This window comes from Paenibacillus terricola (genome assembly GCF_014779765.1).
Taxonomy (GTDB): domain Bacteria; phylum Bacillota; class Bacilli; order Paenibacillales; family Paenibacillaceae; genus Paenibacillus_T; species Paenibacillus_T terricola.
In genome coordinates, this window is record NZ_JACXZA010000004.1 from 642,955 (window position 1) to 658,151 (window position 15,197).

Genomic DNA, 15,197 nt, shown 5'->3' on the forward strand with positions numbered 1-15,197 from the left:
TTTTGATGTCGGCATTAGGCGTGGAATGCCGTTCCCATATTGGAAGGAAGGAATATCGTCGCAGATGTCGAAAATAAGAAAGATCGGCTTTTGGTCTTTTTCACATCATTTGGCGACTAGGGGGATGATCGTGTGGATGCAGCGTTGCAATGGCTGCGGTTGATTGGAGATGGAGTGCTGCATGCGTTAGCACAGCCTTATTATTATCTAGCCATTATTGTCATTGGTTTTTTATATATGCGCGGTACTTGGGTAGAACGTCGATTGTTTAGTGTACGGCTGCATGTCTGGCCGATCTTGCTTGTTCGCACTATTGTAGCGGGACTTGCAGTGGGGGTCGCATTGTCCGGCATATCCGTGTTGATTGGCGCGTCGTTGACTGCCGAAGCTGCGATCTGGTTGTGGGCAACAGCGGGGGTGCTCGCACTGCTGCGGCTGCGTTACTTGTGCTTCGCTTATGCGGCAGGTGTGCTTGGCCTACTGCAGTGGGCGAATAGCTTCGTTCATTTGGAGGATGGTTCAGGCTGGATTAGTGATCGGGCGGCCTCGTTGGCTGCGATCGATATGCCCGCTGTTCTGCTGCTGGTCGCGCTGCTGCATGGAGCGGAGGCGCTGCTCGTTCGGCGGCAGGGCACGAAGTTTGCGACGCCGATGTTCATGGAAGGCAAGCGCGGCAAGCTGATCGGCGCCTACCAGCTGCAGGGCTACTGGGCAGTGCCGCTATTGTTGCTCGTGCCGGCCGGCGCAGACGGCGCTTCGCTTGACTGGACACCGCTGCTGCCGCTGCTGAGCGGCGAGCATGCATCGCCTAGCGGCTGGTCGTTCACCGCGCTGCCGATGGTCATCGGCTTCACCGAGTGGACGCGCTCGCAACTGCCGGAGACCAAGGCGCGCCTCGCAGCGAAGTCGCTGCTCTGGTACAGCCTTGCGGTAGCAGTTGCCGCATTAGCGGCAGCGTGGCTGCCTTCGCTGCTGCCGGTCGCGGCTATTGCTGCGCTGCTGCTCCATGAGCTGCTCATCTGGACGAGCGCGAAGCAGGAGTCGGAAGGGACGCCGCTGTTAGTTCATGACCAACGCGGCTTGATGGTTCTTGGTGTAGTGCCAGGGACGCCAGCAGCGCAGATGGGGCTGCAGAGCGGAGAGATTTTGCACAAGGTGAACGGGGTCCGCGTTCGGACCAAAGAAGAGCTGTATGATGCGCTGCATCGCAACTCGGCTTTCTGTAAGTTAGAGGTGTTGAACCGTGAAGGCGAGCAGCGTTTCGTGCAGCGATCGCGTTATGCGGGCGAGCATCATCAGCTTGGCGTTATCATTGCGCCGGACGACAGCGCGGATTACTACGTAGAGCCGTCGCCTGGCTCGCTGATCGGCATGTTCTGGCGGAGCCGCGCTGCGAAGCGGAGAGAGCTGAGCTATGCTAGCAGCGGCCTCGCGGCACGCGAACAAGCTGCAGGTCTCGCGCTGCCAGCTGCATCAGAAGTCGTTGTAGATAACCTGCCGGAGGGCAGCCCCAACGAGCCTTCCTCTTCAGATGTAGTGTCCACGACAACGGTCGAAGTGGACCCGCCAACACCGCTGCGCCGCTCCAAGCGATAACATGTACAGTGCATCACGCTACATTTCTCCATATAAACCCGAGAAACGTCCATACTAAAATAAACGCGAGAATGCCATAATGAACACATTATGAGCATTCTTTTTTTTGTACAAATGAAGTTTTTAGGTAATAGTAATCTCGGACAATAGCATTCATCCGCGAGGAACACGACCCAACGGGGTAGTGTCATACGAACAAAAGTTGTGCCCCACAGGGGCACGCGATTCCAAGCAAGTTGTAGTCAAAGCGCATCGCAGTCCCACCGAGATCCCCTTTTATGTTCAAGGGAGTGGTATTTCCGTGGGATCCTCCCTTAGGGAGGATCTAGATACAGGACGAACAAAAGTTGTGACCGCAAGGGCACGCGACTCTAAGCACGTAGTATCTTACCCGTAACACACTCGCGCCGACATCCCCTTCCGGGGTCCAGGGGTTGGAAACCCCGGGGGTCCTCCCTAGCAGGGAGGATTTGGGTGGGTAGAACTCTTGGATTTAGGCGGGTAGAAAATTTGATTTTAAATGTTTAGGAAACTTAGATTTTTAGAATTCAAATAACGGGGTTAAAGGGGCGAAGCCCCTTTATTAATCCAGAGGGAGAATTATAATATGGGGATTCAATTTGATGCATCCAAGCAGTTGTTTCATCTGCAGACGAATAAGACAAGCTATGCCTTTGAGCTGATTGAGGGCCGCTATCCATCGCATGTCTATTGGGGACGCCGCGTACGCGGCAGCCAGTTGCACACGCTGGTCGAACGCCAAGAACGCGCATCGTTCAGTCCAAACCCGGTACCGGGCCGCAATGAAATTTCGTTCGATACGATGCCGCATGAATATCCGAGCTATGGCAGCTCTGACTTCCGTACGCCAGCGTTCGAAGCGCAATATGCGAATGGCACGACCGTATCCGATCTGCGTTACGAATCGCATGAGATTGTCCAAGGCAAGCCGGCGCTTCCGGGTCTGCCGGCTACCTATACGGGATCCGATGATGAAGCAGTGACGCTTCACCTGAAGCTGCGCGACAGCTTGACTGGGCTTGTCGTGACGTTGGCTTACTCTGTCTACGAGTCGCTTGATGCGATTACTCGCTCGGTCTCGTTCGCCAATGAAGGCGGAGAGACGGTACAACTGCGTCGCGCGCTATCAATGAGCGTGGACTTCCAGCACGACGGTTTTGACATGCTTCAACTGTCTGGCTCCTGGTCGCGCGAACGTGATGTATTCCGCCGTCCGCTCCGCCCAGGTATGCAGTCCATTGAGAGCCGTCGGGGCTCAAGCAGCCACAACCAGAATCCGTTCATCGCGCTGCTCGAACACGGTGCGACGGAAGACCATGGCGATGTGTACGGCGTAAGCTTCGTCTACAGCGGCAACTTTCTTGCAGGCGTCGAAGTCGATCAGTTCCGTACATCGCGTCTGTTTATGGGCATCAATCCGTTTGACTTCGGCTGGCGGCTTGAAGCGGGCGAGACATTCCAGGCGCCTGAAGTAGTAATGGCTTATTCGCCGGAAGGTCTAGGCGGCATGTCCCGCATTTATCATGAACTGTACCGCACGCGTCTGTGCCGCGGGAATTACCGCGACGAAGTTCGCCCTGTTCTCGTGAACAACTGGGAAGGGACCTACTTCAACTTCAATGCGGACAAGCTTGAAGCGATCGCGAAGGTTGGCGGCGAGCTTGGCATGGAGCTGTTCGTGCTCGATGACGGTTGGTTCGGCAAACGTGACAGCGACAACTCGTCGCTGGGCGACTGGTTCGTGGACAAGCGCAAGCTGCCAGGCGGCTTGGAGGATATTGCGGAACGCATTAATAAGCTGGGCATGCAGTTCGGCTTGTGGTTCGAGCCTGAGATGATCTCGCCGGACAGCGATCTGTACCGGGCTCATCCAGACTGGTGCCTGCATATGCCAGGCCGTCATCGGACGACGGGGCGTTCGCAGCTCATTCTTGATATGAGCCGTCCGGACGTACAGCAGTATTTGATCGATACGATTTCAGGTGTGCTCAGCAGCGCGCCGATTGAATATGTGAAGTGGGACATGAACCGCAATATGTCGGAGATTGGATCTGCTCTCCTGCCAGCTGAACGCCAACGCGAGACAGCTCACCGTTACATGCTTGGCCTGTACAATGTGCTGGAGCAGATTACGTCGAAGTTCCCGCATGTGTTGTTCGAGAGCTGCTCCGGCGGCGGCGGCCGCTTCGATCCGGGCATGCTCTATTACATGCCGCAGACATGGACAAGCGACAATACCGATGCCATCTCCCGTCTGCGCATTCAATACGGGACAAGCATCGTCTATCCAGTCAGCGCGATGGGCGCACATATCTCCGAGGTGCCGAACCACCAGGTTGGCCGTATCACGTCGCTGGAGACGCGCGGCAATGTCGCGATGTCCGGCAACTTTGGCTACGAGCTCGATTTGACGAAGTTCACAGACGAGGAGAAGGCTGTCGTTACGGATCAGATCGCTTTGTATAAAGAGCTTCGCACGCTAGTGCAGCAAGGTGATTTCCATCGTCTGCTCAGCCCGTTCGAGGGGAACGAAACCTCGTGGATGTTCGTCTCGAAGGATAAGCGCGAAGTAATGGCCGTGTACGTGCAAGTGCTGAATGAGCCGCATTCGCCGCTTGGCCGCATGAAACTGAGAGGGCTCGATCCTGCACTCAATTACAGACTGCTTGGCACAGACCGCGTCTATGGCGGCGACGAGCTCATGTACGCAGGCATTGCGACGCCGCGTTTCCACCACGATTTTGGCAGCGCATTGCTTCGCTTTGTAGCAGAGTAAAGAACGTTCAAGTATGCACTCAGAACCACAATCAACCGCTCTTGTATCGCTCGCTGGCGATGCATGGGCGGTTTTTGCTGCTTCCGCATTTTGTCCCCGAATTTGTCACATTGTATATTATTGACATCAACTTGTTTAATGCGATATAGTTCAATAGTGAAACTATTCGATAATAAAACCATTCGACAATCGAACAAACTGTTGAAGGGCCTAGCATAACGAAAGGAGAGTGAAAAGATGGACAAAGAACAACTATCCAAGCTTATCGATCGATATCTTGCAAGTTCATTCACGGTGAACCGCAGACTGAGCGCGATCACGCGCGATCTGCTGCCAGATGAGCTCACATTGGATCAGAGTGCGGCTCTGCGTTATTTGAGAGATAACGGATGCACCACTTCGTCGGAGCTTGCGGAAATTTTTTGTGTGGGCAAAAGCTCGATCACAGCCATCATCACCCGGCTGTCCGATAAGAGCCTGATCGAACGAGTTCCTGACGAGAAGGACCGACGCGTCACTTACCTGAAGGCAACGCCGGAAGGCGAGCGGCTGACGCGCCAGTTCGATAGCAAGCTGGAGGAGATGTTGTGCGAGTATCTGTCCCATTTTACCGACCAAGAGGCGTTTGGTTTCATTGAGCTTTACGAGAAGCTTGCTGCCGCTTTGGTGCAAGCGCGGGCGGAGTCGGAATCAGAGGAAAACAGATAAAGAGAAAGCGAGGATAGGGAATGAGAACAGTATTACGGTTCAAATGGTTGGTGCTTGCGCTGTGGATCGCCGTTGCAGCTGGACTTATGTTGACTGCGCCGAACATGGAAGAGCTTGTACGGGATAAAGGCCAGATCAATGTGCCCGACGGTTACTCTTCCTCAGAGGCTTCCAAGCTGCTCAGCAGTATGGAAGGGCAGGATGGCGAAGGGAAGACAGTCTCGACGCTCGTTGTGTTCCACCGCGAGGGCGGTTTGACGGATGAAGATTTGTCGCAGGCCCAGCTAGCACTTCAGAAGATGACCGATAACGGAGAGAAGTATGGGGTAACGGAGGTTACGACCCATTTTCAGACAAAGGAGTTAGAAAGTCAGCTCGTCTCGAAAGATAAAGCTACGGTTATCGCGCTTGTGAAAGTGAAGGAGGAAGGCCGGCTTCCGAAGGAAATGAGCGATTCGCTTAACGAAGCGCTCTCGGATGTCAAGGTTGACCACTATTTGACTGGCGGCTGGGTCATTGGTGAGGACGTCGTGCAGAGCTCGCAGGAAGGATTGAAGAAAACCGAGCTTATTACAGTGGGCTTCATTCTTATTATTCTGTTCCTCGTGTTCCGCTCGGCGATCGCGCCGCTTGTGCCGCTGCTCGCAGTCGGATTCAGTTATTTGACGTCGCAGTCGGTCGTTGCGTTCTTAGTCAAATATATGGATTTTCCGCTGTCGAACTTCACGCAGATCTTCATGGTTGCGGTATTGTTCGGCATAGGGACGGACTACTGCATTCTGTTGATCAGCCGGTATAAAGAAGAGTTGATCCGCCTTGGCGATCGCAATGAGGCGATCATTGAGACGTACCGGACTGCAGGCCGCACGGTATTCTTCTCGGGTATTGCGGTATTCGTCGGCTTCGCATCGATCGGTTTCTCTACGTTCGTGTTGTACCGTTCGGCTGTCGCGGTGGCAGTTGGTGTAGCGGTTATGCTGATTGCTTTGTTCACGCTTGTACCGTTCTTCCTCTCGGTATTCGGGAATGCTTTGTTCTGGCCGGCCCGAGGTTCTTTGGAGCATAAGGAGAGCAAGCTATGGGGTGCGGTGGGCTCGTTCTCATTGAAACGTCCTTTATGGGCGCTTGTTATTCTTCTTGTATTGATCGTACCTGCGCTTACGGCGTACAAAGGCTCGATCTCGTTCAACTCGCTTGACGAGATCGGTGAGAAATACGACTCGGTCAAAGCGTTTAATCTCGTAGCAGATGGCTTCGGTCCAGGTGAAACGCTGCCGACAACCGTTGTCATGAAGTCGGATGCGCCGATGGGCGATACGAATGGCTTAGCGGTTGTCGAGCAGGTTAGCCGTGAGCTTGCACAGGTGACGGGAGTCAAGACCGTTCGGAGCGCAACGCGGCCGACAGGCGAAGCGCCGGAAGGTTTCCTTGTCTCCGACCAGGTCGGGACACTGCAGGACGGCCTAGGTAAAAGCGGAGACGGCCTAACGACGATTGGCGATGGGCTGACGGATGCGAGCAAGGCGCTCAGTGATAATGCACCGAAATTGAAAGAAGCTGCAGACGGCGCTGGCAAATTGACGGATGGGACGTTGGCGCTTAAGTCGGGCGTAAGCGAACTGTCCGCAGGGCTTACGCGCATTCAACAAGGAATGAAGGACGGGTCGGCCGGAGCCAAGGAAATCAAGGCAGGCCTTGAACAAGTACGTCTGAATGCTGAGAAATTGGCTGATGCAGCGAAGCAGCTTGAGAGCAGCTACAGCAAGCTTGGCGATGGCGTGAAGCAGCTGCATACGGGGTACAGCAATATCGCTTCCGAGCAGGCGAAATTGGCGTCTGGATTGACAGATGTGGATACCGAGCTTAGCGGTCTTACAGGTCAATATCCAGAACTTGCGGACGATGCGGCGTATCAAAAAGCGCTCAGCGCCGTTCGCAAGCTGCAGACCGACGCGGATCAGTTAAGCAGCCAGACGAAGCAGTTGAATGGTCAGTTGGCTGGTGTATCGCAAGGTCTGGTTTCGGCAAATGCCGGACTGAAGCAGGCCGCGGACGGTCAGCAAGCGCTGGCGCAAGGGCTGCAGTCCCTGATCGCAGGGATTGCGAAGCTGCAGACTGGGCTGGATCAAGCAGCACACGGGCAGGGCACTGTTATTTCTAAGCTGCCTGAGATGCAGACAGGTCTCGACCAACTGGCAGACGGCCAGAAGCAGCTGCAAAGCGGCTTCTCCGATCTGAATGGCCAGCTGACGCAGCTGACCGACGGACTTGATCAGAGCGTTAGCGGATTGAAGCAAGTAACCGACGGACTTGGTTCGGCTAAGGGCTACTTGAATGAGCTGTCATCTTCTCCGAACAAAGGGCTGACGGGCTGGTTCATTCCGGAGCAGGCGGCGCAGGATAAGCAGTTCGAGCAGGCAGTCGATGTCTACATGTCGCCAGATCGCCGTACGGTGAAGTTCGATGTTATTTTTAACGGCAATCCGTATGAGTTGGAGACGATGAATCAGATTGAGGAGCTTAAATCGGCTGTCGCTCGTGGTCTGCAAGGAACGCCGTTCGAGTCTGCTCATTATGAAGTGGGCGGGGTAACGAGCAACAACCACGATTTGAACGGCATCTCCGACGAGGATTATTCCAAAACGATGATGTTCATGCTCATCGGGATCGGCATTGTACTCATTATTCTGTTCCGCTCCATCGTCATGCCGCTCTATTTGATCGCATCGCTTATGGTTACGTTCTATACAGCAATGGCTGTGACAGAGATCATATTCGTTCGCTGGCTTGGTCATACAGGCGTTAGCTGGGCGGTGCCGTTCTTCGGCTTCGTAATGCTCGTGGCGCTTGGCATCGACTACAGCATCTTCTTGATGGATCGCTTCAAAGAGTATCGTCATCTGTCGCCGAATGAGGCGATTCTTGAAGCGATGAAACGGATGGGTACGGTCATCATGTCGGCTGCCGTCATTCTGGGCGGTACATTCGCGGCTATGCTGCCTTCGGGCGTCATGTCGCTGCTGCAGATTGCCACAATCGTATTGTGCGGCCTGTTCATGTACGCACTCATTATGCTGCCGCTGTTCATTCCGATCATGGTCCGGATGTTCGGCGAGGCGAACTACTGGCCGTTCATGCGCCGTTCGGGTGCGGATGCAGGCAAGTCGGATCGCCCAGGAACGCCGGTTGATGGTCGCCATGGCGCTCGTCAGGGCGGACATGGCACCGGCCGGGCACAAGATTCAACGGTATAGAAGCAGGAACAGATTCATATAGGTTAGAGCGCGTGCCGATGTGAGGCGCGCGCTTTTTCTTCTGCATAGGAATCGCTTCCATGCGCATATTCAAATTGCAACCGCATATGGAAAACGATATAATGAATGGGAACACACATTCGAGTCCATTCGCACATCGTGCGATTCCATACAACATAGCAAAGTGAAATAGCAGGGAGGTGACCGATACGCATGGAGTTTGCAGAACGATTGAATAAACCCTTCAAGCTGATGTCGGGCTATACACCACAGGGCGATCAGCCGGAGGCCATTCGTCAACTGGTGGAGGGCGTAGCGGACGGCGAGCGATATCAGACATTGCTTGGTGCGACCGGTACAGGTAAGACATTTACGATTGCCAACGCGATAGCGAAGCTGAATCGGCCGACGCTCGTCATTGCGCACAACAAGACGCTGGCTGCACAGCTGTGCAGCGAGTTTCAAGAGTTTTTCCCGGAGAATGCCGTATCGTATTTCGTCAGCTACTACGATTACTTCCAACCGGAAGCGTACATTCCGTCGACGGATACGTATATCGAGAAGGATTCGAGCATTAACGATGAGATCGACAAGCTGCGCCACTCTGCGACAAGCTCGCTGTTCGAACGGCGCGACGTTATTATCGTAGCCAGCGTGTCCTGCATCTACGGCCTCGGTTCGCCTTCCGAGTACGGCAGCCTAGTGCTGTCGCTGCGCGTCGGCATGGAGAAGTCGCGTGATGCCATACTTCATAAGCTGGTCGATATCCAGTATCAACGCAACGACATTAACTTCATCCGCGGCACGTTCCGCGTCCGCGGCGATGTCGTTGAGATTTTCCCAGTGGCCAATAATGAGAGGGCCATTCGGGTTGAGTTGTTCGGCGACGAGATCGAGCGGATTACGGAGATCGACGTACTGACGGGTGAGATCGTAGGAACACGCGATCATATCGCGATCTTCCCAGCCTCTCACTTCGTAACGCAAGAAGAGACAATGAAGCGGGCGCTTGTCAACATCGAGAGGGAGCTTGAGGAACGGCTGGAGGAGCTGCGTTCGCAGAACAAGCTGCTTGAAGCGCAGCGGCTGGAGCAGCGGACTCGCTACGACATCGAGATGATGCAGGAGATGGGCTTCTGTTCCGGCATCGAGAACTACTCGGGACCGCTCACCTTCCGCGAACGCGGCGCAACGCCGTATACGCTGATGGATTATTTTCCCGATGATATGTTAATCGTTATTGATGAGTCTCATGTGACGCTTCCACAGATTCGCGCCATGTACAACGGTGACCGCGCGCGCAAGGAAGTGCTCGTTGATCACGGCTTCCGACTGCCATCGGCGTTGGACAATCGACCGCTTCGGTTCGAGGAATTCGAGGAGAAGGCTGGTCAGATGATTTATGTCTCGGCAACGCCTGGCCCTTATGAGCTTGAGCATTGTCCGGTGATGGTGCAGCAGATTATCCGTCCGACAGGCCTTATTGACCCCGTTATCGAAGTGCGTCCGACGAAGGGACAGATTGACGATCTGCTCGGCGAGATTCGGGATCGGATCGCGAAGGATGAACGTGTGCTCGTCACGACGCTGACGAAGAAGATGGCGGAAGATCTGACCGATTATTTCAAGGAAGTCGGCATTAAAGTACGTTATATGCACTCGGATATTAAGACGTTGGAACGGATGCAGATTTTGCGTGATTTGCGCTTAGGGGCATTCCATGTACTTGTCGGCATCAACCTGTTGCGGGAAGGATTGGACCTTCCGGAAGTTACGTTGGTTTCGATCCTTGACGCGGATAAGGAAGGCTTCCTGCGATCAGAGCGTTCGCTCATTCAGACGATCGGCCGGGCAGCACGTAATGCGGACGGCCGCGTCATTATGTATGCGGATAAGATAACCGACTCCATGGATAAAGCCATCAAGGAGACGGAGCGCCGTCGTACGATACAAGTTGCTTACAACGAGGAACACGGCATTACGCCGCAGACGATACGCAAGAAGATCCACGATGTTATTGAAGCGACGAAGGTCGCGGAGCAGAAGTCGGATTACCTCGCTGGCACAGGCGCCGGCGGCAAGCTGTCGAAGAAGGAACGCCAATCGGTTATTCAGCGCCTAGAAGCCGAGATGAAAGATGCGGCGAAGAATCTCCAGTTCGAGCGTGCGGCTGAGCTGCGCGATGCGCTGCTGGAGCTGCGTGCGGAAGGCGATTGATGGACGGTTATCTAGAGGGGAATAGAAGGGTGGAACAGCAGTGGCAAGCGATCGCATAGTAATTAAGGGGGCGAGAGCCCACAATTTGAAAAATATCGACGTGACGATTCCGCGCGACAAATTCGTCGTGCTTACGGGCCTTAGCGGCTCGGGCAAATCATCGCTCGCGTTCGATACGATCTACGCGGAAGGACAGCGGCGGTACGTCGAGTCGCTGTCTGCTTACGCACGGCAGTTTCTCGGACAGATGGAGAAACCGGACGTCGATTCCATCGACGGATTGTCGCCAGCGATCTCGATCGATCAGAAGACGACGAGCCGCAACCCGCGCTCGACGGTTGGCACGGTAACAGAGATTTACGACTATTTGCGGCTCTTGTTCGCACGGGTCGGCAAGCCTCACTGTCCGGAGCATGGCATTGAGATTACGTCACAGACGGTTGAGCAGATGGTTGATCGCATTATGGAATATCCAGAACGGACACGTCTGCAGATTCTTGCGCCGATCGTATCGGGACGCAAGGGCGAGCACACGAAGCTGCTGCAGGATGTGCAGAAGCAGGGCTTCGTCCGCGTTCGTATTGACGGCGAGATTCGCGAGCTTGGCGGCGAAGAGATCGTACTCGAGAAGAACAAGAAGCACTCGATTGAGGTTGTTGTCGACCGAATCGTCGTGAAGTCCGATGTGCATACGCGTCTGGCGGACTCGCTCGAGACAGCGCTCAAGTTGGCGGAAGGCAAAGTGATTGTCGATGTGATGGAGAAGGAAGAGCTGATGTTCAGCTCGAATCTGGCTTGCCCGGAATGCGGCTTCAGCATCGACGAGCTTGCGCCGCGTATGTTCTCGTTCAACAGCCCGTTTGGCGCGTGCCCGGATTGTGATGGTCTCGGCGCGAAGATGATCGTTGATCCGGACCTGCTCATTACGGATCCGTCCAAGTCAATCGAGGATGGCGCATTTGAGGCGTGGGCTGGCAGTACGTCGAACTATTATCCGCAGTTTCTTGCGGCGGTGTGCGCACATTATGGCATTTCGCGTTCCGTTCCCGTCAGTGAGCTGACATCGGAGCAGATGAAGAAGTTGTTATACGGAACGGGCGGCGAGCTCGTGAAGTTCAAATATGAGAATGATTTCGGCCATCGGAAGGAAGCGCTCGTGGCATTCGAAGGCATCGTTCACAACCTGGAGCGCCGTTATCGCGATACCGCTTCTGAAGCGATGCGCGAGATCATTGAAGGCTACATGGCCGCGAAGCCATGCAGCAGCTGCAAGGGCAATCGCCTGCGCAAGGAAAGCTTGGCAGTCACGGTTGACCATAAGAATATCGCTTATGTAACATCGCTCTCGATTGGCGAAGCGCAGCGCTTCTTCGAAGGCGTACATCTAAGCGAGAAGGATCTGACGATCGCGAACTTGATTCTGAAAGAAATCAATGGTCGACTCGGTTTCCTCGTGAACGTTGGCCTGCAATACCTGTCGCTTAACCGCGCAGCAGGTACGTTGTCCGGCGGTGAAGCGCAGCGCATTCGTCTGGCGACGCAGATTGGATCAAGCCTGATGGGCGTCCTGTATATCTTGGACGAGCCGAGTATCGGTCTACACCAACGGGATAACGACCGACTCATTCAGACGCTGGAGCATATGCGCGACCTTGGCAATACGCTTATCGTTGTCGAGCATGACGAAGATACGATGATGGCAGCGGACTACATTATCGATATTGGTCCAGGTGCAGGTATCCACGGTGGTCAGGTCATGTCGCAAGGCACTCCGGCTGAGGTTATGGCGGATGAGAACTCCCTTACGGGCGCTTACTTGAGCGGCCGCAAGTTTATCGAGGTACCGCTGGAGCGTCGTCCGACGACCGACAAGTGGCTGGAAATTCGCGGAGCGAAGGAGAATAACCTGCGCAACCTGAATGTGAAAGTTCCGCTTGGCGTATTCACAGCTGTAACGGGCGTATCTGGTTCCGGCAAGTCGACGCTTGTTAATGAGATTTTGTATAAGACGCTTGCACGCGATTTGAACCGTGCGAAGGTTCGTCCTGGCGAACATAAGGAGATCCGCGGCCTTGAGAATATCGAGAAAGTAATCGATATCGACCAATCGCCGATCGGACGTACGCCGCGCTCGAATCCGGCGACGTATACCGGCGTATTCGATGATATTCGTGACGTATTCGCCAATACGAACGAAGCGAAGGTGCGCGGCTACAAGAAGGGCCGATTCAGCTTCAACGTGAAGGGCGGCCGCTGTGAGGCGTGCCGTGGCGATGGCATCATCAAGATTGAGATGCACTTCCTGCCAGACGTCTACGTACCATGCGAGATATGTAAGGGCAAACGTTATAACCGCGAGACGCTGGAAGTGAAGTACAAGGGCTTGAACATTGCGGAGGTTCTGGAGCTGACGATTGAGGACGCAGTCGAGTTCTTCCGTAACATTCCGCGCATTCACCGTAAGATGCAGACGTTGTTCGACGTAGGTCTTGGTTATATGCGCCTCGGCCAAGCAGCGACGACGCTGTCGGGCGGCGAAGCGCAGCGCGTGAAGTTGGCAGCTGAGCTATATCGCCGCAGTACAGGCAAGACGATTTATATTCTCGACGAGCCGACGACAGGTCTGCACGTTGACGATATTGATCGTTTGCTCCAAGTGCTTCATCGTTTGGTCGACAGCGGGGAGTCGGTGCTTGTAATTGAGCACAACCTCGATGTCATCAAGACGGCGGACTACTTGATCGACCTTGGTCCAGAGGGCGGCAACGGCGGCGGCACGATCGTCGCGGCTGGCGCACCTGAGGCACTCGTGAAGGTGGAAGGTTCCTATACCGGCAAGTATCTCAAGCCGGTTCTGGAGCGCGACCGCGAACGGACGGTCAAGCGCCGTGAAGCCGAGCAATCCGTCGCTGCGGGTGCAGCGGACTAAGATAGATAAGTAAGGTGTACGAAAGAGAGCGATCAGACAGTTGCTACGGCAGCTATCTGATCGCTCTTTTTTATTGGCTCTGTTATTCTCAATTGTTGATTTGCTTCGAACTAAAATTAAATGGGGGTCTAGCTATCGTGTCCCGTTAGTGCAGGTTGAAAACTGGCAACCCAGAACAATGCAGAATCATCTTGTATAAGCAATAAATAGAACTTAAGGCTGATAGTATGGTGAATGCAGTACGTGCGTTTTTCTTGCCTCGTAATATAAACAATAATAACTTATACCCTAATATACCAACTAATCCACCTATACCATTCAAAATGACGTCATCAATGTCCGATGCTCCAATGCCTAATAGCCCCTGAATCCTTTTCCTTTATACTATGAAAAGGAATGAGATTGATTGACCTATTTACAACCCTATGACTATTTAACAATTCCACTCTTGATAAGAGCAATAACTTAAATAAAAAAAGGATGTAACAAATGAAAATCCCATATAACAAGACTGTTTCAATTCTCTCTTGTGTATCCTTCATACTTCTATTATTCATTTCTTCCCGCCTATTCGTATCAAAAAATTGTCACCACGCTTTACTTACTACCCGCTACCCGTTAACTCAATGAAATCAAAGTCTACCTTCACAATCAACAAGTAAAGCTGTAAGAAACATGAACAATCGGATCGAGTTGAAGGTCTAGTGCCCAATGAATAAGCTCCGCACGTACCTCCTGTACATAAGCCATGTTCGGATTGTCCATACCGATGATATCCCACGCTCATATGCTGGAATAGGAGCATTCGGATGAACAGGAGAGGTGGAGGATGGGAAAAACGAAGAGAAGGGTCAAAAGCCAACAACGACGCTGCCGTAATCATGCTCAAATGATGGGCTATCAGCGGTGGCTTCGAACGGTACGTGGCAATCTGGCGACCTTCTATATGACATATCCGAACAACTCGCAATGGAATGCACGCTCATTCACAGGTGTGATTGTTTCCGCTGGGAAGGATCATGTTGTCATTCAGGACGAAGCGACAGGAAGGACGGAGCTGTTGTTATATCGCAATCTCGATTACGTTACGATCGATTTGATTTTCTAGGGTTGAGCAGGGGCCATTCGTCCATAGAAAGGTCCCGGCATACATATTTAGGTCAACAAACGACAATCATCTTAATAAGACCATAATTTTGGTTAATTAAAATCGAGTTGAGGTAAAATATTGACAAAGTTGTTACGGATTACGGTCGGGACTTGCATCGATAGTCGACAGCGGCTAACATAGGAATATGATAGGTGACGTGTGACGAAAAGGAGGTCATCCCATGTATCTTGCAGAAGAGGCGGCAAAAGCTGCGACGTCGACGAGCAACATTAATACGTTCGACTGGTTCATGCTTGCTTTCACGATTCTGATTGCAATCGGGTTCGTAAGGTTGTTGATGGCTAGACCAAAGAAAAACGTATTCGCAATCGGATTCGCATTCGTTTCGCTGGCTGTTTTTCTGTTTTCTGACTACGTCATGATTACGGAGAGCTGGATGAAATAAGACCAGCCCGGTCTACATAAGCAGCAACATGAAGACCTCGAATTTCACTGCAAAGTGAATTTGAGGTCTTTTTGTTATTTCTAAAACACATTATTACGCACATCCAAAAGTTGGCCATAGAAAAGTACACGATTTTCTGA

The 15,197-nt window shown here is 53.2% G+C and carries 8 protein-coding genes; all 8 read left to right on the plus strand.

The window, feature by feature from the left end:
- The first annotated feature begins 132 nt into the window (after positions 1 to 132).
- Positions 133 to 1,596 (plus strand): PDZ domain-containing protein, encoded by a 1,464-nt coding sequence (locus tag H8B09_RS19020; RefSeq protein WP_191205113.1) that lies wholly within the window; start codon positions 133 to 135, stop codon positions 1,594 to 1,596.
- Positions 1,597 to 2,203: 607 nt separating this feature from the next.
- Entirely contained in the window at positions 2,204 to 4,393 is a 2,190-nt protein-coding gene (locus H8B09_RS19025; protein ID WP_191205114.1) for an alpha-galactosidase, read from the plus strand.
- A 237-nt stretch (positions 4,394 to 4,630) separates the two neighbouring features.
- Entirely contained in the window at positions 4,631 to 5,101 is a 471-nt protein-coding gene (locus H8B09_RS19030; protein WP_191205115.1) for a MarR family winged helix-turn-helix transcriptional regulator, read from the plus strand.
- A gap of 20 nt (positions 5,102 to 5,121) precedes the next feature.
- Entirely contained in the window at positions 5,122 to 8,355 is a 3,234-nt protein-coding gene (locus H8B09_RS19035; RefSeq protein WP_191205116.1) for an MMPL family transporter, read from the plus strand.
- Between the two features lie 213 nt (positions 8,356 to 8,568).
- Positions 8,569 to 10,572, plus strand: a complete 2,004-nt coding sequence (uvrB, locus tag H8B09_RS19040; RefSeq protein ID WP_318152660.1) for an excinuclease ABC subunit UvrB — start codon at positions 8,569 to 8,571, stop codon at positions 10,570 to 10,572.
- Positions 10,573 to 10,612: 40 nt separating this feature from the next.
- On the plus strand, positions 10,613 to 13,501 hold the full coding sequence (uvrA, locus tag H8B09_RS19045; RefSeq protein WP_191205117.1) for an excinuclease ABC subunit UvrA: 2,889 nt from the start codon (positions 10,613 to 10,615) through the stop codon (positions 13,499 to 13,501).
- 829 nt (positions 13,502 to 14,330) lie between these two features.
- Positions 14,331 to 14,609, plus strand: a complete 279-nt coding sequence (locus H8B09_RS19050; RefSeq protein WP_191205118.1) for a spore coat protein GerQ — start codon at positions 14,331 to 14,333, stop codon at positions 14,607 to 14,609.
- A gap of 223 nt (positions 14,610 to 14,832) precedes the next feature.
- Complete coding sequence (locus tag H8B09_RS19055) at positions 14,833 to 15,057, plus strand: hypothetical protein (protein WP_191205119.1); 225 nt, start codon at positions 14,833 to 14,835, stop codon at positions 15,055 to 15,057.
- Positions 15,058 to 15,197 lie beyond the last annotated feature (140 nt).

Excerpts from the sequence above, each read along its gene's own strand:
- uvrB (WP_318152660.1), top strand. The coding sequence starts at position 8,569 with ATGGAGTTTGCAGAACGATTGAATAAACCCTTCAAGCTGATGTCGGGC.
- H8B09_RS19055 (WP_191205119.1), top strand. The coding sequence starts at position 14,833 with ATGTATCTTGCAGAAGAGGCGGCAAAAGCTGCGACGTCGACGAGCAAC.
- H8B09_RS19025 (WP_191205114.1), top strand. The coding sequence starts at position 2,204 with ATGGGGATTCAATTTGATGCATCCAAGCAGTTGTTTCATCTGCAGACG.
- H8B09_RS19035 (WP_191205116.1), top strand. The coding sequence starts at position 5,122 with ATGAGAACAGTATTACGGTTCAAATGGTTGGTGCTTGCGCTGTGGATC.
- H8B09_RS19030 (WP_191205115.1), top strand. The coding sequence starts at position 4,631 with ATGGACAAAGAACAACTATCCAAGCTTATCGATCGATATCTTGCAAGT.
- H8B09_RS19050 (WP_191205118.1), top strand. The coding sequence starts at position 14,331 with ATGGGAAAAACGAAGAGAAGGGTCAAAAGCCAACAACGACGCTGCCGT.